This window comes from Streptomyces sp. Act143 (genome assembly GCF_003143935.1).
Classification (GTDB): domain Bacteria; phylum Actinomycetota; class Actinomycetes; order Streptomycetales; family Streptomycetaceae; genus Streptomyces.
In genome coordinates, this window is record NZ_QFRX01000001.1 from 4,970,165 (window position 1) to 4,989,661 (window position 19,497).

At 70.9% G+C, this 19,497-nt stretch carries 15 protein-coding genes; 7 read left to right on the plus strand and 8 right to left on the minus strand.

Features of this window, described 5'->3' with window-relative positions; genetic code table 11:
* Window positions 1–3: 3 nt before the first annotated feature.
* Genes DI272_RS22485 through DI272_RS22495 form a run of 3 tightly spaced genes read right to left on the minus strand, consistent with a single transcriptional unit; the run spans window position 4 to window position 2,784 of the window.
* Window positions 4–915 carry an ABC transporter ATP-binding protein gene (locus DI272_RS22485; protein ID WP_109497094.1) on the minus strand — a complete coding sequence of 304 codons (912 nt, stop codon included), beginning with the start codon at window positions 913–915 and terminating at the stop codon, window positions 4–6.
* Window positions 912–1,820 (minus strand): ABC transporter permease subunit, encoded by a 909-nt coding sequence (locus DI272_RS22490; protein WP_109497095.1) that lies wholly within the window; start codon window positions 1,818–1,820, stop codon window positions 912–914. Before DI272_RS22490 ends, DI272_RS22485 begins: the two co-directional genes overlap by 4 nt.
* Window positions 1,810–2,784 (minus strand): ABC transporter ATP-binding protein, encoded by a 975-nt coding sequence (locus tag DI272_RS22495; RefSeq protein ID WP_109497096.1) that lies wholly within the window; start codon window positions 2,782–2,784, stop codon window positions 1,810–1,812. The genes DI272_RS22490 and DI272_RS22495 overlap by 11 nt, the downstream gene beginning before the upstream one ends.
* Window positions 2,785–3,090: 306 nt before the next feature.
* Here DI272_RS22495 and DI272_RS22500 point away from each other — a divergent pair, with 306 nt between their 5' ends.
* From DI272_RS22500 to DI272_RS22530, 7 genes are all read left to right on the plus strand, one after another.
* The gene (locus DI272_RS22500; protein WP_181387283.1) at window positions 3,091–3,933 is read left to right on the plus strand and encodes a M24 family metallopeptidase; all 843 of its coding nucleotides are present in this window, start codon (window positions 3,091–3,093) and stop codon (window positions 3,931–3,933) included.
* A gap of 5 nt (window positions 3,934–3,938) precedes the next feature.
* A complete protein-coding gene (locus DI272_RS22505; protein ID WP_109497097.1) occupies window positions 3,939–5,693 on the plus strand; it encodes an SDR family oxidoreductase in 1,755 nt (584 codons plus the stop codon).
* A 376-nt stretch (window positions 5,694–6,069) separates the two neighbouring features.
* The gene (locus tag DI272_RS22510) at window positions 6,070–6,984 is read left to right on the plus strand and encodes a MerR family transcriptional regulator (RefSeq protein ID WP_258314896.1); all 915 of its coding nucleotides are present in this window, start codon (window positions 6,070–6,072) and stop codon (window positions 6,982–6,984) included.
* A gap of 123 nt (window positions 6,985–7,107) precedes the next feature.
* The gene (locus DI272_RS22515) at window positions 7,108–7,656 is read left to right on the plus strand and encodes an RNA 2'-phosphotransferase (protein WP_109497099.1); all 549 of its coding nucleotides are present in this window, start codon (window positions 7,108–7,110) and stop codon (window positions 7,654–7,656) included.
* Window positions 7,657–7,701: 45 nt separating this feature from the next.
* The gene (locus DI272_RS22520; protein WP_109500979.1) at window positions 7,702–8,166 is read left to right on the plus strand and encodes a hypothetical protein; all 465 of its coding nucleotides are present in this window, start codon (window positions 7,702–7,704) and stop codon (window positions 8,164–8,166) included.
* Between the two features lie 117 nt (window positions 8,167–8,283).
* Entirely contained in the window at window positions 8,284–9,195 is a 912-nt protein-coding gene (locus tag DI272_RS22525; protein ID WP_109497100.1) for an LLM class flavin-dependent oxidoreductase, read from the plus strand.
* A gap of 95 nt (window positions 9,196–9,290) precedes the next feature.
* Window positions 9,291–10,172 carry a Cof-type HAD-IIB family hydrolase gene (locus tag DI272_RS22530; RefSeq protein ID WP_109497101.1) on the plus strand — a complete coding sequence of 294 codons (882 nt, stop codon included), beginning with the start codon at window positions 9,291–9,293 and terminating at the stop codon, window positions 10,170–10,172.
* Between the two features lie 13 nt (window positions 10,173–10,185).
* On the opposite strand, the gene DI272_RS22535 is transcribed toward DI272_RS22530, so the two are convergent.
* The 5 genes from DI272_RS22535 to DI272_RS22555 all read right to left on the minus strand — a co-directional run bounded on the left by DI272_RS22535 (window position 10,186) and on the right by DI272_RS22555 (window position 19,456).
* Window positions 10,186–11,250: a M23 family metallopeptidase gene (locus DI272_RS22535; protein WP_109497102.1), complete on the minus strand. Its 1,065-nt coding sequence runs from the start codon at window positions 11,248–11,250 to the stop codon at window positions 10,186–10,188.
* Between the two features lie 169 nt (window positions 11,251–11,419).
* Window positions 11,420–13,123 (minus strand): GAF domain-containing sensor histidine kinase, encoded by a 1,704-nt coding sequence (locus DI272_RS22540; protein ID WP_109497103.1) that lies wholly within the window; start codon window positions 13,121–13,123, stop codon window positions 11,420–11,422.
* Between the two features lie 96 nt (window positions 13,124–13,219).
* Window positions 13,220–16,816, minus strand: coding sequence for a thiol reductant ABC exporter subunit CydD (cydD, locus tag DI272_RS22545; RefSeq protein WP_109500980.1), 3,597 nt, complete (start codon window positions 16,814–16,816; stop codon window positions 13,220–13,222).
* 87 nt (window positions 16,817–16,903) lie between these two features.
* Window positions 16,904–17,923, minus strand: a complete 1,020-nt coding sequence (gene cydB, locus DI272_RS22550) for a cytochrome d ubiquinol oxidase subunit II (protein WP_109497104.1) — start codon at window positions 17,921–17,923, stop codon at window positions 16,904–16,906.
* 18 nt (window positions 17,924–17,941) lie between these two features.
* Window positions 17,942–19,456: a cytochrome ubiquinol oxidase subunit I gene (locus tag DI272_RS22555; RefSeq protein WP_109497105.1), complete on the minus strand. Its 1,515-nt coding sequence runs from the start codon at window positions 19,454–19,456 to the stop codon at window positions 17,942–17,944.
* Between the last annotated feature and the right edge of the window lie 41 nt (window positions 19,457–19,497).

The window sequence follows — 19,497 nt, forward strand, 5'->3', positions numbered from 1 at the left end:
CTCCTACGCCGCGACCAGGTACGAGAACACGGACTCGAGGGACTCGTCGGACGGCGAGACCGTCAGCAGCCGGATGCCGTGGTCACGGGCGACCTTCGGCAACAGGGCGGTGAAACGGCCGAAGTCGACGGCCTGGATGCGCAACGCGCCCTCCGCCAGGTCGACTTCGATGCCGGACGTCGACGGGTCGGCGATCAGCGCGGCCGCGAGGGCGCGGTCGTCGCTGGAGCGCACCAGGTAGCGGTGCGGGCGGTCGGTCATCAGGCGGCGGATCTTGGGGAAGTCACCGCTCGCCGCGTGCCTGCCCGCGACCACGACCTCGATGTGCCAGGCGAGTTGCTCGACCTCTTCGAGGATGTGGGAGGAGAACAGAACGGTGCGGCCCTCGTCGCCCATGCGGCGCAGCAGGTCCATGAGCTGCATGCGCTGGCGCGGGTCCATGCCGTTGAAGGGCTCGTCGAGGAGCAGCAGCGAGGGGTCGTGGACCAGGGCGGACGCCATCTTCACACGCTGGCGCATGCCCTTGGAGTACGTCTGGATCTTGCGGTCCTGCGCGTACTCCATCTCGACGGTGGCCAGCGCCTTCTGGGCGGCCTTGGCGCCCAGGCCGTGCAACTCGGCGTTGGCGACGACGAATTCACGGCCGGTGAGGAAGTCGTACATCGCCTCGCGCTCGGGGACGATGCCGATGTGCTTGTAGATGGCCTCGTTGCGCCACACCTGCTCGCCGTCGAGGGTGACGGTGCCGGTGGAGGGGGCGAGAAAGCCGCCCATCATGTTGATCAGGGTGGACTTTCCGGCGCCGTTGGGGCCGAGGAGGCCGGTGACGCCGGGGCCGATCGTCATGGTGATGTCGTTGACGGCGACCACGTTGCCGAACCAGCGCGATACGTGGTCGATGGAGAGCGTGGTCACAGTCCCACCTTCTTGTAGCGGCGGATCATCAGGCCGTAGGAGGCGGCGATCAGGCCGAGGACGACGAGGACGTACACCACGCCCTGGCCGTTCGAGGGCCCGTGCCCGCCCGGCAGCGCCGGGGTCGCGCCGAGGAAGGCGGACTGCACGCCGTCGATGAGGGTGACCGGCGAGAAGAGGCCCATCCACGGGATGGCGGAGGTGCTGCCCTGGGCGTCGGCGATGGCCTGGAGGGTGGTGACGGCGCCGTAGGAGATGGTGAAGACGGCGATCACGGCCGCGATGCCGAAGCCGCGGCGCGGAGTGACGGCGGCGATGACCAGGCCGATGCCGGCGAACAGCAGCGAGAGCAGTGCCACCGAGACAAGTCCCTGCGCGAATCCCTTGGTCTGGTCGGTGAAGTCCAGCTTGGCGAGCAGGGCGCCCACATAGAGGACGAGCAGCGGGGCGGCGGTGAGGATGAACATCGCCGAGGCCAGAGCCGCGTACTTGGCGCGGACGTAGTCGGCGGTCTCGATGGGCCGCGAGAAGTACAGCGGGACGGTCTTGAAGCGCAGGTCGCGCGAGACGGACTGCGGGGCCTGCGAGGCGACGTACAGGCAGATCACGGACTGCATGATGATCGCGTAGCGCGTGTACTCGACGGGCAGGGCGCTCGCCTTGGTGGCGACCGTGACGGCCACCATGATGGCCGCGGGCACGCACATCACCGCGAACAGCAGCATCGGCAGCACCTTGGACTTGACCGAGCGGCCGAGGCCGTAGGCGCCGCGCAGGGACTGCGAGTACAGGGACCGGGTCGCGTACGAGCGGCCTAGGCGGGGGCCGTCGTAGGCGCGGTAGCCGATGTTGTGGATGCGGGTCTGGTCGCCCGCGGGGGTGGCGACCGGGTGTTCAGCTGCCATGGCCGACGGCCTCCTTCCGCTGCTGTTCCTCGGTCTCCTGGTCGTCCTGGAAGACCTCCGAGATGTGGTGGCGGCGCTGCTCCATGCGGACCAGGCCGAGGCCGAGGTCGGTGACGACGTCCCGGACGACGTCGTAGGTCTCCTCGCCCTGGGCGGTGAGCAGCAGGATGTGGCCGGCGCCGGGCAGGCCGCTGCCCGCCTCGACGGCCACCCCGCGCGCGTGGAGCGCTTCGCGCATCGCGCGGGTGCCGTCCGGGTGCTCGTCGGTGTCGGTGACCTCGATCGCGAGGGTGGTGGTGGTCTGGGTGAAGTCGGTGGTGGAGCTGGAGCGCAGGAGCTTGCCGCCGTCGATGACGACCACGTGGTCGCAGGTGCGCTCCAGCTCGCCCAGGAGGTGGGAGGTGACCAGGACCGAGATGCCGAAGTCGGTGTGGATGCGCCGGATCAGGGCGAGCATCTCGTCGCGGCCGACCGGGTCGAGGCCGTTGGTCGGCTCGTCGAGGAAGACCAGCTGCGGGTCGTGGACGAGGGCCTGGGCGAGCTTCACGCGCTGCTTCATGCCCGTGGAGTAGCCGCCGATGGGGCGGTAGCGCTCCTCGTACAGACCGACGTGGCGCAGGGTGTCCGCGGTGCGCTCGCGCGCGGCGGCCGGCGGCAGGCCGGACATGCGGGCCATGTGCACGACGAACTCGGTGGCGGAGACGTCGGGCGGCAGGCAGTCGTGCTCCGGCATGTACCCCACGCGTTCGCGGATGGCGCCGCCCTTGGTGGCGACGTCGAGGCCGAGCACCTCGGCGCGGCCCTCGGTGGCGGGGGACAGACCCAGCAGGATCTTGATCAGTGTGGACTTGCCGGCCCCGTTGGCGCCGACGAGTCCGGTCACACCGGGTCCGACGTCCACGGAGAGCCGGTCAAGCGCGGTCACCCGGGGGAACCGCTTGCTCAGGCTTTCGGTCGCGATCACAGTCACGTCTTCGACAGTAGTGACCCACGCCACTGGAGGTCGTCACACCGCAGAGCTGTCTTCGGGTCAGACTCCAGGCGTACGGGCCCGTAGGGGATGCCATGCCTGAGAGCTACGCGGGGGCCGGGGCGGGGGCTGGGGCGGGCTGTGCGGGGGCTCGGGGGGCGGCTTCGGCAGGAGCTGCGCCGGAGTTTTCCACAGGGCGGACACCGCCTATTGACGCAGCCTCTAACAACTGTCACATTCGGCGGTGTCAAGTTACGGGCACGTAGCGCAGTCGGCGCGGACTGGGTGGGACGAGGTGGCATGACGACGGCAGTGGCAGGCGAACGGACCGCGGAACTGCGGGGATTCAGGAAAGTCCAGCGGCTGGCGTACGAGTGCGCCGAGGCCGTCGCGGCCCGGCTGGAGCCCGGCGTCACCGAGCGTGAGGCGGCGCGGATGCAGCGCGAGTGGCTGCGCGAACGCGGAGTGCGGGACTGGTTCCACCTTCCCTTCGCCTGGTTCGGGGACCGCACGGCGTTCGTGAACTTCCGTATCCCCCTGCAGTTCTTCCCCACGAACCGCAGGCTCGAGCCCGGGATGCCGTTCATCCTCGACATGGCCCCGGTCTACGAGGGCTTCACCGCGGACATCGGCTACTCCGGCTCCCTAGGCCTGAACCCGGTGCAGGACAAGCTGATGGACGACCTGGAGGCCCACCGCGAGCTGATCCTGCGCGAGGTGCGCGAGCGGCGCCCGCTGCGCGCGATCTACGAGGACGTGGACCACCTCATGGTCCGCCAGGGCTATGCCAACCGGCATCGCGCCTACCCCTTCGGCGTGATCGCCCACAAGGTCGACCGGGTCGAGCATCGACGCTTCTCCCCGCACCTCTTCGGGTTCGGCACGCAGTCCCTGAAGGGCCTCGTCGCCGACGCGCTGCACGGCCACCGCGAGGGCTGGTCGCCGCTGTGGTCGCCGTACCGCTTCTCCGACCACCCGCCGCAGCCGGGTCTGTGGGCGGTCGAACCCCACCTCGGATTCCGCGGGACGGGTGCGAAGTTCGAGGAGATCCTCGTCGTCACCGACTCCAAAGACCCCGAGGAGAGCGCCTTCTGGCTGGACGACGACCTGCCGCACGTGCGGCGCTGGGCCGAGGGGAAGTGACCGGAATGGTTCTCGAGAACGCGCGCGAGCGCTGGGTGCGGACCGGCGGTGTCGAGCTGTGCGTCGCCGAACTGGGTGAGCCCGGGCAGCCGACCGTGGTCCTGGTGCACGGCTACCCCGACAGCAAGGAAGTCTGGACCCAGGTCGCCACCCGGCTGGCCGACCGCTTCCACGTCGTGCTCTACGACGTCCGGGGCCACGGCCGCTCCACGGCACCGCGACCGCTGCGGGGCGGCTTCACCCTGGAGAAGCTGACGGACGACTTCCTGGCGGTGGTGGACGCGGTCAGCCCACACCGGCCGGTGCACCTGGTCGGGCACGACTGGGGTTCGGTGCAGTCCTGGGAGTTCGCCACGGTGGCCCGTACCGAGGGCCGCATCGCGTCCTTCACCTCGATGTCCGGGCCGTCCCTCGACCACTTCGGGCACTGGATCAGCAGCCGCCTGCGACGCCCCACCCCGCGCCGCTTCGGCCAGCTCCTCGGCCAGGGTGCCAAGTCCTGGTACGTGTACGCGCTGCACACGCCCGTGCTGCCCGAACTCGCCTGGCGCGGCCCGCTGGGAAAGGTCTGGCCGCGCCTCCTGGAACGCGTGGAACGGGTCCCCGGCGACGGCTACCCCACCTCGTCCCTCCCGACGGACGCGGCCAACGGAGCCTGGCTGTACCGGGACAACGTACGGGCACGACTGCGCCGCCCCCGCTCGGACGCCTATGCGCACGCGCCCGTGCAGCTCATCACGCCGCTCGGCGACGCCTTCCTGTCCGAGCGGCTCTACGACGAACTGGAGCAGTGGGTGCCGCAGTTGACGCGGCGCACGCTCCCGGCCCGGCACTGGATACCCCGGTCCCGGCCCGACCAACTGGCAGCCTGGATCGGAGAGTTCGTGACAGCCAACGAAGGCGGCAGGACCGTCACCACGCCGGGCGGGAAGTACGCCGACCGATTCGGCGGCCAGCTGGTGCTGGTCACCGGCGCGGGCAGCGGCATCGGGCGGGCCACCGCGTACGCCTTCGCCGAGTCGGGCGCGCGCGTGATCGCCGTCGACCGGGACGCGGAGGGCGCCGCCCGCACCGCCGAGATGTCCCGCCTGCTGGGGGCGCCCGAGGCCTGGGCGGAGACCGCCGACGTCTCCGACGAACAGGCCATGGAGAAGCTCGCCGACAAGGTCGCCGCCGAGTACGGCGTGCTGGACGTGCTCGTCAACAACGCGGGCATCGGCCTGTCCGGCTCCTTCTTCGACACCACCCCCGACGACTGGAAGAAGGTCCTCGACGTCAACCTGTGGGGCGTCATCCACGGCTGCCGGCTCTTCGGCAGGCAGATGGCCGAACGCGGCCAAGGCGGCCACATCGTCAACACCGCGTCCGCCGCGGCGTACCAGCCCTCCAAGGCGCTGCCCGCCTACAGCACCTCCAAGGCGGCGGTGCTCATGCTCAGCGAGTGCCTGCGCGCGGAACTGGCCGGACAGGGCATCGGCGTCAGCGCCATCTGCCCGGGCTTCGTCAACACCAACATCACCTCGACCGCGCGCTTCGCCGGTGTCGACGGCGCGCAGGAGAAGCGGCGCCAGAAACGGACCGCGCGACTGTACGGGCTGCGCAACTACCCGCCGGAGAAGGTCGCCGACGCGATCCTGCGGGCGGTCATGCGCAACGAGGCGGTGGTACCGGTGACGCCCGAGGCACGCGGCGCCCACCTGATGTCCCGCTTCACGCCCCGCGCACTGCGGGCCATCGCCCGCCTGGAACCACCGCTGTGAGGGCGGGGGGCGGCTCGCGCGGGGGGTGCTTCGACCGGCCGGGGGCCGCTCCGCGCGGGGGGCGTTTCGACCGGCTGGCGGGCGACTCGCGCCGAGTCCCTCTCGACCGGCCAGTTGCCACCTCGCGCCGGGTTCCTCTCGACCGGCCGCGTACACCCCGGCGCCCGCTGCCCGGTGAGCCGACCGCGACGCGCGTCTTCGACGTGTCACATCTGCTGCTGCCAGAAGGCGCGTCGAGCGCGGCGGCCACCTGTCCGCCAGAGCCACCGGCAGCAAGGGCGACCGCGTGACCGCCGACGCCGGTGCCAGCACCGGTGCCAGCGCCGCTTCCGGCGCCGGGGCAGGCGTCACCGCCGCTTCCGGCGCCGCATACCGGATCGAGGACCTCGCCCACCGCAGCGGCGCCAGCGTCCGCACCATCCGCGCCTACCAGGACCGCGGCCTGCTGCCCCGCCCCGAGCGGCGTGGCCGTGCCAACGTGTACGCGGACGCCCATCTCGCTCGCCTTCACCAGATCGCCGACCTCCTCGACCGCGGCTACACCCTGGCGTCCATCAAGGAACTGCTGGAGGCCTGGGACAGCGGCCGTGGGCTCGGCGGGGTGCTCGGGCTGGTCGCCGAGATCGACGGTCCGTGGAGCGACGAGGAGGCGGTACGCATCTCGCGCACGGAACTCGACGAACGGTTCGGCGGCAGTCCCGACGACGCGGCGATCGCCGACGCCGTGGAGCTCGGCGTGCTGGAGCCGGTGCCCGGCGACGCGGACTCCTTCCTCGTTCCGAGCCCTCAAGAACTGGCTGTCGCGGTGGAGTTGGCCGCGGCAGGCGTTCCGCTGTCCGCGATCTCAGGGCACCTGCGGGAGTTGAGGGGGCAGGTCGAGCACATCGCCGCTCGTTTCCTGGAGTTCACCACCGAGCACGTCTTCGCCCGCTACCTCGACGGACCGCACCGTCCGAGCGACGCCGAGGCGGCCGAGGCAGCATCTCTCGTTCGGCGTCTGCGGCCGCTCGCGCAGCAGACGGTGGACGCGGAACTAGCGCGCGCAATGCGCCTGTTGGCGGTGCGGCAGCTGAGAAAGCACCTCGGCACGGACGAGGAGTCGCCACAACCGCTTGCGGCACGTTCCGTGGCTTTGCCCGAGGAGACGATGCGGGCTGTGGAAGGGCTGGTTGGCGAGACGAGGGCCGCCGAGTTCGTGGCGCTGGCGGCTGAACGGGAGGTACGGGCAAGGGCATTGGACGCGCTCACGTCAATGAGGCGGCCCCCTGACGATCTTGACGAAAAGGGCTGACATGACGGGGAGTTGTCCACAGAAACTCCAACTGGCCTGTGGATAACTGGACTTGATTGTGGATCAAACATCCGGAGCAAAATCATTCGCGTGATTCACATCTCCCCCGTCACGCTGAGGAGCATGGACGAACGACGCACCGTGAAGGTGTCGAAATACCTCTCGAAGCACTTGCGTCACCAACCGGAACGCATCGGGATCACGCTCGACGAGGGCGGCTGGGTCGAGATCGACACGTTGATCGCGGCGGCGGCGGCACACGGGTTCCGCTTCACCCGGGAAGAGCTGGACCACGTGGTCGCCGCCAACGACAAGAAGCGCTTCGCCGTGGAAGGCCCCCGCATCCGCGCCAGCCAGGGCCACAGCATCGACGTCGACCTGGGCCTCCCCCCGGCGACGCCACCGCCGTACCTCTACCACGGCACCGTGGCCCGCAGCCTGGACGCGATCCGCGCCGAGGGGCTGCGTCCCATGAACCGGCACGACGTGCACCTCTCCGCCGACCGCGAGACCGCGACTCGGGTGGGCGCCCGGCGCGGCCGCCCCGTCGTGCTCTCGGTCGACGCCGGCGCCATGCACCGCGACGGCCATGTCTTCCACGTCAGCGCGAACGGGGTATGGCTGACCCGGACCGTACCGCCTGCATACCTGCGGTTTCCCGAGTCCCACTGACCCCTTCCACCTACCCCGGAGACAGACCCCGGCATGATCGGCGACATGGATCATCTCCCCACCACCGAGGCCGCCGTCACCGCACTCCGCGCGCTCGCCTCCGAATATGCGCTCGCGATCGAGGTGACCCACGACATCGGGGCCGACCAGACCTCCCGCCGCACCGCCGCGGGCGTCGGCGTCACCGCGGACCCGGACGGCTCCCTGCCTCACGAGGCCTACGTCGAGCTCGGCGGCCGGCCCCGGGTGGATGTACGGCTCTACGCGGACGACGATGCCCTGATCACCGTGGACGGCGTCGAATGCCCCGACATCGCCCGCGACGACGTGCCCGCTTTCCTTCGCTCCCTCTACGAGGGGCACGCCTGGGTCAAGAGCCGGCGCTTCCCTCCGGGCAACTTCCTGATGGTGCCGTTGCCGGGCGACCGGGTGCACAAGGAGTTCATCCTGGTCGGCCTGAGCCCGTGGCTGAGCGGCCGCGCACGGGGACGCGGGAACGCTCGGCCGTGACTGCGGGCCGGTCGAGCCGTGACGACGAGTCGGTCGGACCGTGACGACGAGTCGGTCGGACCGTGACCGCGGGTCACTGTTTCACGTGAAACCCGTTCGGCCGCATACGCTCGAAACATGAGCCTGCGCCTGAGCACCGTGATCCTCCCGTACCGCCGTTGGTCCGAGGGGAGCCGTGAGGCATGGCAACGGGCGGAGCAGCTCGGCTTCCACACGGCGTACACCTACGATCATCTGTCCTGGCGGAGCTTCCGCAACGGCCCGTGGTTCGGTGCCGTACCGACGCTGACCGCCGCCGCGGCCGTCACCGACCGGATGCGCCTGGGCACGCTGGTGACCTCGCCGAACTTCCGGCACCCGGTGACCCTCGCCAAGGAGCTGATCTCCCTCGACGACATCTGCGGCGGCCGCGTCACGCTCGGCATCGGCGCGGGCGGCACCGGCTTCGACGCCACCGCCCTCGGCCAGGAGCCGTGGACGCCGCGCGAGCGGGCCGACCGGTTCGCGGAGTTCGTGCGGTTGCTGGACCGGCTGCTGACCGAGGACGGGCCCAGTGGGGTGTCGTACGAGGGTGACTTCTACTCGGCGCACGAGGCCCGCAACATCCCCGGCTGTGTGCAGCGGCCCCGGCTGCCCTTCGCGGTCGCGGCCACCGGTCCGCGCGGTCTGCGGCTCGCCGCCCGGTACGGGCAGGCGTGGGTGACCACCGGCGACCCCAAGCTGTACGAGAAGGGCACTTCTGAACAGTCGATTCAAGCCATTCGCGGCCAGGCCGAGAAGCTGGCCGACGCGTGCGCCGAAATCGGGCGGGACACCAACGAACTCGACAAGATCCTGCTGACCGGATTCACCCCGGACCGCGGCCGTCCACTGGAGTCGCTCGACGCGTTCGTGGACTTCGCGGGGCGTCACCGGGAGCTGGGCTTCACCGAGATCGTGATCCACTGGCCCATCCCGGACTCGGACTTCGCCGCCGACGAGAAGATCTTCGAGCAGATCGCCATGGAGGCCCCGGCACAGCTGCGGTGAGACCACCGTGCGTGATGATGCAGCTGAGAGTCTGTAATCACTCACATGTGCAGGCTCCCGCACGGTCGTGCGGGCATATGCGGGAGAATGGCCGGGTGACCTCAGCGACTCGACAGCCCGAGACCCCGGCCGCCGCCGTCCCCCCGCGCCTGATAGCCACCGACCTCGACGGCACGCTGCTGCGCGACGACAAGTCGGTCTCCCCACGCACGGTCGCGGCGCTCGCCGCCGCCGAGGAGGCCGGCATCGAGGTGTTCTTCGTCACCGGCCGCCCCGCTCGCTGGATGAATGTCGTCAGCGACCACGTCCACGGTCACGGCCTGGCGATCTGCGGAAACGGCGCCGCCGTCGTCGACCTGCATGGCGGCCCCGGCGCCCACCGGTTCGTGAAGGTGCGCGAGCTGGCCCGGGAGAACGCGCTGGACGCCGTACGACTGCTGCGGGACGCGGCGCCCGGCACGGTGTACGCGGTCGAGCAGACGTACGGCTTCCACCAGGAGCCGGACTACCCGAAGCTGCACATGGAGATCCCCGACGAACTCCAGCCCGCCGAGAAGCTGCTGTCGCAGGACGGGCCCGGGGCCGGTGAGCCGGTCCTGAAGATCCTCGCCTTCCATCCCACGCTGGACCCGGACGCCTTCCTCACCCTCGCCCGGCTCGCCCTCGGCGGCATCGCCAACGTCACCCGTTCCAGCCCCAGCGCCCTGCTGGAGATCAGCGGCCCGGGTGTCTCCAAGGCCAGCACCCTCGCCCTGTGCTGCGCCGAGCGCGGCATCTCCCACGAGGAGGTCGTCGCGTTCGGGGACATGCCGAACGACGTCGAGATGCTCACCTGGGCGGGCCGGTCGTACGCCATGGGCAACGCGCACCCCGATGTGCTCGCCGCGGCCTCGGGCCGGACGGTCGACAACAACGAGGACGGCGTCGCGGTCGTCATCGAGCGACTGCTGGCCCAGCGCGAGGACGACCTGGCGTAGCGCCCGGGCGGGGTCAGCCGAGCGGTACTCCCCGTGCCGCCAGCCACGGCACCGGGTCCACGCCCGAGCCCAGTTCCGGTGTGACCCGCACCTCGAAGTGCAGGTGCGGGCCGGTGGAGTTGCCGGTGGTGCCGGACTGGCCGATCCACTGCCCCGGCGCCACTCGGTCGCCCTGGTCGACGGTGACGGCGGCGAGGTGGGCGTACTGCGTGTAGTAGCCGCCCGCGTGCTCGATCACGATCTCGATGCCGAAGGCGCCCCCGCAGGACACCTTCACCACCCGGCCCGCGCCGACCGCCCGCACCGGCGTGCCGATCGGCACCGCGAAGTCCTGCCCGGTGTGCCGGTTCGCCCACCGGGAGCCGCCGCTGCCGAAGCCCGCGGACAGCTCGTACGTCTCCACCGGGGTCACCCAGGCGCCCGTGACCTGCACCGCGGGCTGATCGAGCCGGACGGCGCCGCGGCAGGAGCCGGCCGCGACCGAGGCGTCCGCCTGGCCCTGCAACTGCTGACGCGCCTCTTGAAGTTTCTGCTCGATCCCGTTCTTCAGCTCCGCCAGCTCGACGTTGCGCGTCTCCAGCGTCTGCCATGCCGATGCGGCCTTCGCCTCGTCCGCCGCGAGCTTCGCCTCCGCCCGCCGGCTCTTCTCGATGGCGTTGTCCACGGCCAGATTCGCCTGGGAGAACACCTGCTGACCGCGCATCAACTCCTCCGGGCTGCCCGCGAGGATGATCTGCGCGGTGATCGGAAGCTCGCCCCCGTTGCGGTACTGGGCGCGCGCGATCCGGCCCAGGTCCTCGTGCAGGACGGCGATGTCCCGCCGCTCCCGGTCGAGCAGCGTCTCCAGCCGTTGCGCCGTCGCCCGCTGCACCTCGGCCTCCTGGCGCCCGGCCTCGTACTGCTGCGTCGCCACCGCCGCGTCCTCGTACAACCGGGCCACCTGCGCGCTGATCCCGGCGTCCGTGCCACCGTCACCGGTCGCCTTCTTCTCCGAGGCGTCGGTCGGACGGGCCGCCAGCACGGCGAGAGCGCACAGCAGAGCCGGGACGAGCAACGGGTGGCGGCGGGACGGTCGCATGCCAGCGATCCTGACCCGAGCACGCACAGGCGGTCCTGTTCAAGTCGTACGGCCGGGGGACAGCGGTCCCCGGATGGCGCAGTCGTACGACTGAACGGCCCCTGCCAGGATGCGGAGTGACGTCACGTCATGTGAGCGGGACGTACGGCTGTCACGGGTTGACGGCCTGTCATGTTCCGTCCCGGTGCTGCTGTTCGAGCGGCGCCTCCCACACCACCGTCGTACCGCCCCCGTCCTCGCCGATGCCCGGCCCGTGCCTGCTGTCGCCGCCGAGGGACTCCGCGCGCCGCTTGAGGTTGTTCAGGCCGCTGCGCCGCCCGCCCTCCGGGATGCCCACACCGTCGTCCGCGACCGTGAGCCGGACACCCTTGCGCCCGTCCGGCAGGGTGACGTCGGCGTCGACGACCACGTCGATACGGGACGCCTGGGCGTGCCGGAAGGCATTGGACAGGGCCTCCCGCAGGGCCGCGACGAGGTTCTTGCCGGTGAGGTCGCCGACCAGCGCGTCGACCGGGCCGACGAAGCGGTACGAGGGCTTGAAGCCGAGGGGCACGGCGGCCGTGTTGATCTCCCGCAGCACGCGCGTACGCAGCCCTGAGGGCGCCTCGGCCGGACCCTGCTGGAGCGCGAAGATCGCGGTGCGGATCTCCTGGATGGTGACGTCGAGCTCGTCGACGGCGTTGCCGACGCCCTCGCGCACGTCCGGCACGACCGACCTGCGTTGTGCGCTCTCCAGCATCATGCCGGTGGCGAACAGCCGCTGGATGACGAGATCGTGCAGGTCACGGGCGATGCGGTCGCGGTCCTCGTAGACCGCGAGCCGCTCCCGGTCGCGCTGCGCGTCGGCCATCATCAGCGCGAGCGCGGCCTGCGCGGCGAACTGGATCGCCAGCGTGCGCTCGGTCTGCGTGAACGGCCGCTCCCCCCGCGCCCGCGGGGTGACCAGGGCGCCCAGAATCCGGCCGTCGCTGTGCAGCGGCACCAGCATGGTGGGCCCGTAGCCGTGCGCCAGCGCGGTGATCACGCGGGGGTCACCGGCCGCGTCCTCCAGGAACACCGCCTGTCCGTCGAGCAGCTCGGCGACGATCCCGCTCTCCGGCGGGACGACCGCGCCCAGCAGGGCCGACGGCTCGTCGGCGGCCACGGCGGCGATCTCCAGGCCACCCTCGTCGGCGGGCAGCAGCACGATCCCGGCCGTCGAGCCCGACAGCCGGCGGGCCTGCTCGGCGACGACCTGGAGGGCGTCGTCGGCGTCGCCGCCCGACAGCAGGGCGGTGGTGACGGCGACCGACCCGTCGATCCAGCGCTCACGCTGCTGGGCCGCCTCGTACAGCCGGGCGTTGCCGATCGCGATCCCGGCCTCCGTGGCCAGCACCCTGACCATGTTCAGGTCGTAGTCGTTGAACGGCTCCCCGCCGCGCTTCTCCGTCAGATACAGGTTCCCGAAGATCTCGCCCTGGACGCGGATCGGCAGCCCCAGGAAACCGCGCATCGGCGGGTGGTGTTCGGGGAAGCCGCAGGAGCGCGGATCGGCCGTCAGATCCGCCAGCCGCACCGGTTCGGGGTCGCGGATGAGCGCGCCGAGCAGGCCCCGGTGCCCGTCCGGCAGCCGACCGATACGGCGGGCGGTCGCCTCGTCGACGCCGTGGTAGACGAAATCCGCCAGCCCCCGGCCGTCCTCGTCGATGACCCCGATGGCCGCGTAGCGGGCGTCCGCCAGCTCCGCCGCGGTCTCGCAGATCCGGTCCAGCGTGGAGTGCAGCTCCAGACCGCTGCCGACGGACCGCATGGCCTCCAGCAGCTGCGGAACCCGCGCGGTCAGCTCGGCCGACAGCGTCGGGGGCGGGGGAGCGGGGGACGGTGCCTCGGACATGAGCCGAGCGTAATTAGTCCTGTTTGCGGGGGAAAGTCGAGTTGCTGCGGGGCGTTGCGCTCCCAGTGACCGCCGACCGGCGGGTCCGGCATCCGCTCACGCCGTGAGCACCAGCGCCTCCGACTCCGCCTCCCGGTCCACCATTTCCCGCAGCGGCCCCGGCACGGCCGCCAGCTCGGCATAGGAGCCCCGCTGCACGACCCGGCCCTCGTCGAGGACGACGATCTCGTCCACCGCCTCCAGCCCGGCGAGCCGGTGCGTGATGAGCAGCGTCGTACGGCCCTGGGTGGCGGCCAGCAGATCGGCGGTGAGCGCGTCGGCGGTGGGCAGGTCCAGGTGCTCGGCGGGCTCGTCCAGCACGAGGACGGGGAAGTCGGCGAGCAGCGCCCGGGCCAGCGCCAGCCGCTGCCGCTGGCCTCCGGAAAGCCGCGCCCCGTGCTCGCCTACCAGCGTGTCGAGCCCGGCGGGCAGTCCGTCGGCCCAGTCCAGCAGCCGGGCCCGGCGCAGGGCGTCACGGAGGTCAGCCTCGGTGGCGTCCTTCTTCGCGAGCAGCAGGTTCTCCCGCAGCGAGCTGTCGAAGAGGTGCGCGTCCTGGGCACACAGTCCGACCAGCCGCCGTACGTCGTCCCCGCCCAGGGCGTACGCGTCCACGCCGCCCAGCGTGTACGCACCGGCGTCCGCGTCCAGGAACCGCAGCAGCACCTGCGCGAGCGTCGTCTTGCCCGACCCGGACGGGCCCACGACGGCGATCCGGCGGCCCTCGGTGACGGTCAGGTCGACACCCGCGAGGGCGTCCCGCTCCTGCCCGGCGTACCGGGCGGACAGCCCCCTCACGACGACCGGGAACGGCGCCGCGGGCGCCTCGCACGGCCGCTCCGGCTCCCGTACGGGTTCCGGGGCGTCCAGCACCTCGTAGACCCGCTCCGCGCTCTTGCGGACGCGCTGGCGGTACTGCACGGCGAGCGGGAGGCCGAGGACGGCCTCGAAGGCGGCCAGCGGAGTGAGGACGACGACGGCCATGGCCACGCCGCCCAGCCGTCCGTCGGCGACCGCCTGGACACCCGCGAGCGCGGTCGCGGCGACCGTGAGACCGGAGATGAGCGCGGTCAGCCCGTCGCCGAGCGCGGTGGCGGTGGCGCCCCGCGAGGCGATCCGCGCGAGCACCCCGTCGGCCTCGCGGGCCTCGGCGCTACGCGCGGGGAGGGCGCCGGCGACGCTCAGTTCGGCGGTGCCGGTGAGCAGGTCGGTCACCCGCGTCGCCAGCTCGCCGCGCGCCGGCGCCAGCCTCCGTTCAGCACGCCGGGCGACCGCGCCGGTGATCAGCGGCACGCCGACCCCGGCCGCCAGCAGTCCGGCAGCGAGGGCGGCACCGGCCTCGGGCAGCAGCCAGGCGGTGAAGCCGACGGCCGCGGCCGACACCGTCAGCGCCGCGCCGGCGGGGAGCAGCCAGCGCAGCCAGTAATCCTGGAGGGCGTCGACGTCGGCGACGAGCCGCGACAGCAGGTCGCCCCGGCGGGTCCGCCGCAGCCCCGCCGGCGCCAGCCGCTCCAGGCGCCGGTACACGGCGACCCGGGTGTCGGCCAGCATCCGCAGTACGGCGTCGTGCGACACGAGCCGCTCGGCGTAGCGGAAGACGGCCCGCCCGATGCCGAAGGCCCGCGTCGCCGTCACGGCGACCATCAGATAGAGCACCGGCGGCTGCTGCGAGGCTCGCGAGATCAGCCACCCGGAGGTCGCCATCAGCCCGACCGCGCTGCCGAGAGCGAGGCTCCCGAGCAGCAGGGCGAGTGCGAGCCGGCCGCGCCGGGGGCCGGACATGGCACGGACACGGGCGAGGACACCACGGCGTGCGGTTGCCGGCCCCGCTTGGTGATGCGCGGCCTCGGCGGCCTGAGGCGTCCCCGATTCGGCCTGCCGCGGAGCGTGGACCGTCCCGGCCGCGGCGGGAGCGGGGAGCGCAGCCTCGGCAGCCGCGGGCCGTACGGGGTCCGCAGCCTCGGCAGCCGCGGGCCGTACGGGGTCCGCAGCCTCCGGCAGCTCGGCTCCGGTAGACGTGGGCAGCATGGGCTCCGCCAGCCGCACCACCCGGTCCGCCACCCCCAGCAGCGCCGGCCGGTGCACGACGAGGAGCACGGTCCGGCCCACCGCCAGCCTGCGCACCGCCGCGACGACCTCGGCCTCCGTGGCCCCGTCGAGCGCGGCCGTCGGCTCGTCGAGCAGCAGCACGGGCCGGTCCGCGAGGAAGGCACGGGCCAGTGCGAGCCGCTGTCGCTGTCCGGCGGACAGCCCGGCCCCGTCCTCGCCGAGCACGGTGTCGGCGCCCTGCGGCAGCGCGTCGACGAACTCCAGGGCCCCCGCGTCCGCGAGTGCCCGCCGTACCGCGGCGTCGTCCGCAGCGGGCCGCGCCAGCCGGACGTTCTCCGCGATCGTCCCGGCGAACAGCTGCGGCCGTTGCGGCACCCAGGCGACCTGTGACCGCCACTGGTCCAGGTCGGCCTCGGCCAGATCGACTTCCCCGACCCGCACCCGCCCCGCAGCGGGCGGCACGAACCCCAGCAGTACGTTCAGCAGCGTCGACTTGCCCGCCCCGCTCGGGCCGACGAGCGCGACCGTCTCCCCGGGCTCGACGGCGAAGGACACGTCGTGGACTGCATCACCGGACCGTCCCGGGAAGCGGACGGTGACGCCCTCGAAGGCCAGCACACCAGCCGGCACGGCAGCCGTGCCCGCCGCCGGCACAGGTGTCTCCAGCACCTCGAAGATCTCCTCCGCGGCGGCCAGCCCTTCCGCCGCCGCGTGGTACTGCGCCCCGACCTGCCGCAGCGGCAGATACGCCTCGGGCGCCAGCACAAGGATGACCAGCCCGTCGTACAGGTCCATCTCGCCGTGCACGAGCCGCATGCCGATCGTCACGGCGACCAGCGCCACCGACAGCGTGGCGAGCAGTTCCAGGGCGAAGGACGAGATGAAGGCGATCCGCAAGGTGCGCATGGTCGCCTGCCGGTACTCGCCGGTGATGCGCTTGATCGAATCGGCCTGCGCCTTGGCCCGGCCGAACACCTTCAAGGTGGGCAGCCCGGCGACGACGTCGAGGAAGTGCCCGGACAGCCGGGACAGCAGCTGCCATTGACGGTCCATCCGGGCCTGCGTGGCCCAGCCGATGAGCACCATGAAGATCGGGATGAGCGGCAGCGTGCCCACGATGATGGCCGCCGAGACCCAGTCCTCGGTGACCACCCGCGCCAGCACCGCCACCGGCACGACCACCGCCAGCCCCAGCTGCGGGAGGTAGCGCGAGAAGTAGTCGTCGAGGGCGTCTACACCTCGGGTGGCGAGCGCGACCAGCGAGCCGGTCCGCTGTCCGCTCAACCACCCCGGCCCCAGCCCCGCGGCCCGCTCCAGCAATCGCCCCCGCAGTTCGGACTTCACCGCCGCGCTCGCCCGATGGGCGGCCAGTTCGGTGAGCCAGGAGGCCAGGGCACGCCCGCAGGCGACCGCCGCCAACAGCAGCAGCGGGGTGCCGAGTTCACCGACCGACCGGCCGTGCTGGAAGGCACCGACCACCACCTCGGCGATGAGCATCGCCTGCGCGATGACCAGCGCTGCTCCGACGACGCCCAGGCCGACGACCGCGACCATGAACAGACGGGTGGCGCGGGCGTATCGGAGGAGACGCGGGTCGATCGGTTTCACGTGAAACACACCCTCTTCTCAAGGGACATCAAGGCCCACAACGGACCCAAGGGGCATGTTTCACGTGAAACATGCCCCACGCGGAATTCAGTGCACGGCTCCGGCGGCAGCGTCCGGCGCGATGTGCTGCGTGCCGATCCGCTTACGGAACACCCAGTAGGTCCAGCCCTGGTAGAGCAGCACGATCGGGGTGGCGATCGCCGCACACCAGGTCATGATCTTCAGGGTGTACGGGCTCGACGAGGCGTTGGTGACCGTCAGACTCCAGTCCTCATTGAGCGAGGACGGCATGACGTTCGGGAAGAGCGACAGGAAGAGCATCGCCACGGCAGCCACGATGGTGACGCCGGACAGTGCGAACGACCAGCCCTCGCGCCCGGCCTGATTGGCCACCAGTGCGGCGACCAGGGCGGCGACGGCCACGATCAGCGCGACCAGACTCTTGCCGTCACCGCTGTCGACCTGCGTCCACAGCAGGAAGATCAGCGCGAACACGGCCGTGACGAGCCCGACTTGGAGCGCCAGCTTCCGTGACCGCTCCCGGATGTCCCCGACGGTCTTGAGTGCCGTGAACACCGCCCCGTGGAAGGTGAAGAGCGTGAGCGTCACCAGGCCACCGAGGAGGGCGTACGGGTTGAGCAGGTCCCAGAAGTCGCCGACGTACTCGAGGTTCTTGTCGATCTTCACGCCCCGCACGATGTTGCCGAAGGCGACGCCCCACAGGAATGCGGGGATGAGCGAGGTCCAGAAGATCGCGGTCTCCCAGTTGCGCTGCCAGTTCTCCTCGGGCCGCTTCGCCCGGTACTCGAAGGCGACACCGCGGACGATCAAGCAGACCAGGATGATCAGCAGCGGCAGGTAGAAGCCGGAGAAGAGCGTGGCGTACCACTCGGGGAAGGCGGCGAAGGTCGCGCCGCCCGCCGTGAGCAGCCAGACCTCGTTGCCGTCCCAGACGGGGCCGATGGTGTTGATCAGCACCCGCTTCTCGGGCCGGTTCCGGGCCAGCAGCTTGGTGAGGATGCCGACCCCGAAGTCGAAGCCCTCGAGGAAGAAGTAGCCGGTCCACAGGACGGCGATCAGCACGAACCAGACGTCGTGAAGTTCCATGACTCGATCTCCCTCGGCCTAGTACGAGAAGGCCATCGGCTTGTCGGCGTCACGGGTGTCGCCGCCGATCTTCGTGGGCGGGTTGAGGTCGGCCTCGGTGAGCTCGGGCGGCCCGGCCTTGACGTACTTCACGAGCAGCTTCACCTCGACGACGGCGAGGATGGCGTACAGCGTGGTGAAGACGATCATCGAGGTGAGGACCTCACCCTGGGAGACACCGGGGGAGACCGCGTCGCGGGTCTGCAGGACGCCGTAGACGACCCACGGCTGACGGCCCATCTCGGTGAAGATCCAGCCCCAGGAGTTGGCGATCAGCGGGAAGCCCATGGTGAGGACGGCGATGCGCCAGTACCACTTGGTGAGCTTTGGGCCGAGGGCCTTCTTGGCCCTGGGCAGCAGCACCAGATGCGGCACCTCGTCGTCGGCCACCCGCAGATGCTGCGGCAGCATGAACTTCTTGCGGGTCAGCCACAGCCCGAGCACGCCGATCGCGAGCGATGCCATGCCGAAGCCGATCATCCACCGGAAGCCCCAGTAGGCGACGGGGATGTTGGGCCGGTAGTCGCCCGGCCCGTACTTCTGCTGCTCCGTCTTGTTGACGTCGTTGATGCCGGGGACGTACGAGCTGAAGTCGTCCTTGGCCAGGAAGGACAGCAGGCCCGGAATCTCTATGGCCACCCTGTTGTGGCCCTTGTCGACGTCACCGACGGCGAAGATCGAGAAGGGGGCGGGCTTCTCGCCGTCCCAGAGCGCTTCGGCAGCGGCCATCTTCATCGGCTGCTGGTCGTACATGATCTTGCCGAGGGTGTCGCCGCTGATCGCCGTGAGAAGACCGCCGACGATGACCGTGACCAGACCGAGCCGCAGCGAGGTCTTCATGTCGCTGATGTGCTTCTTGCGCAGCAGGTGGAAGGCGGAGATGCCGACCATGAAGGCGCCACCGGTCAGGAACGCCGCGGTCAGGGTGTGGAAGGCCTGGGCGAGCGCGGTGTTCTGCGTCAGCACCGCCCAGAAGTCGGTGAGCTCGGCCCTCCCCTTCGCCTCGTTGATCTTGTAGCCGACGGGGTGCTGCATCCACGAGTTGGCCGCGAGGATGAAGTACGCCGACAGGATCGTGCCGATCGAGACCATCCAGATGCAGGCCAGGTGGATCTTCTTCGGCAGCTTGTCCCAGCCGAAGATCCACAGCCCGATGAAGGTCGACTCGAAGAAGAAGGCGATCAGGGCCTCGAAGGCGAGCGGGGCACCGAAGATGTCACCGACGAAGCGCGAGTAGTCGGACCAGTTCATACCGAACTGGAACTCCTGCACGATGCCGGTGACCACGCCCATCGCGATGTTGATCAGGAAGAGCTTGCCCCAGAACTTCGTCGCTCTGAGGTACTTCTCCTTCTCCGTGCGCACCCAGGCGGTCTGCAGGCCGGCCGTGAGAGCGGCGAGCGAGATCGTCAGGGGGACGAAGAGGAAGTGGTAGACGGTGGTGATGCCGAACTGCCAGCGCGCCAGTGTCTCCGGCGCCAGAGCCAAGTCCACGTCGTCAGTCTCCTTACGTCGCCGTGGTACAGCGGCAGTTT

Bases quoted from the DNA above. Each gene is read 5' to 3' on its own strand.
- DI272_RS22490 (WP_109497095.1), bottom strand. From the start codon at position 1,820: ATGGCAGCTGAACACCCGGTCGCCACCCCCGCGGGCGACCAGACCCGC.
- DI272_RS22500 (WP_181387283.1), top strand. From the start codon at position 3,091: ATGACGACGGCAGTGGCAGGCGAACGGACCGCGGAACTGCGGGGATTC.
- DI272_RS22505 (WP_109497097.1), top strand. From the start codon at position 3,939: ATGGTTCTCGAGAACGCGCGCGAGCGCTGGGTGCGGACCGGCGGTGTC.
- DI272_RS22515 (WP_109497099.1), top strand. From the start codon at position 7,108: ATGGACGAACGACGCACCGTGAAGGTGTCGAAATACCTCTCGAAGCAC.
- DI272_RS22520 (WP_109500979.1), top strand. From the start codon at position 7,702: ATGGATCATCTCCCCACCACCGAGGCCGCCGTCACCGCACTCCGCGCG.
- DI272_RS22525 (WP_109497100.1), top strand. From the start codon at position 8,284: ATGAGCCTGCGCCTGAGCACCGTGATCCTCCCGTACCGCCGTTGGTCC.
- DI272_RS22535 (WP_109497102.1), bottom strand. From the start codon at position 11,250: ATGCGACCGTCCCGCCGCCACCCGTTGCTCGTCCCGGCTCTGCTGTGC.
- DI272_RS22540 (WP_109497103.1), bottom strand. From the start codon at position 13,123: ATGTCCGAGGCACCGTCCCCCGCTCCCCCGCCCCCGACGCTGTCGGCC.
- cydB (WP_109497104.1), bottom strand. From the start codon at position 17,923: ATGGAACTTCACGACGTCTGGTTCGTGCTGATCGCCGTCCTGTGGACC.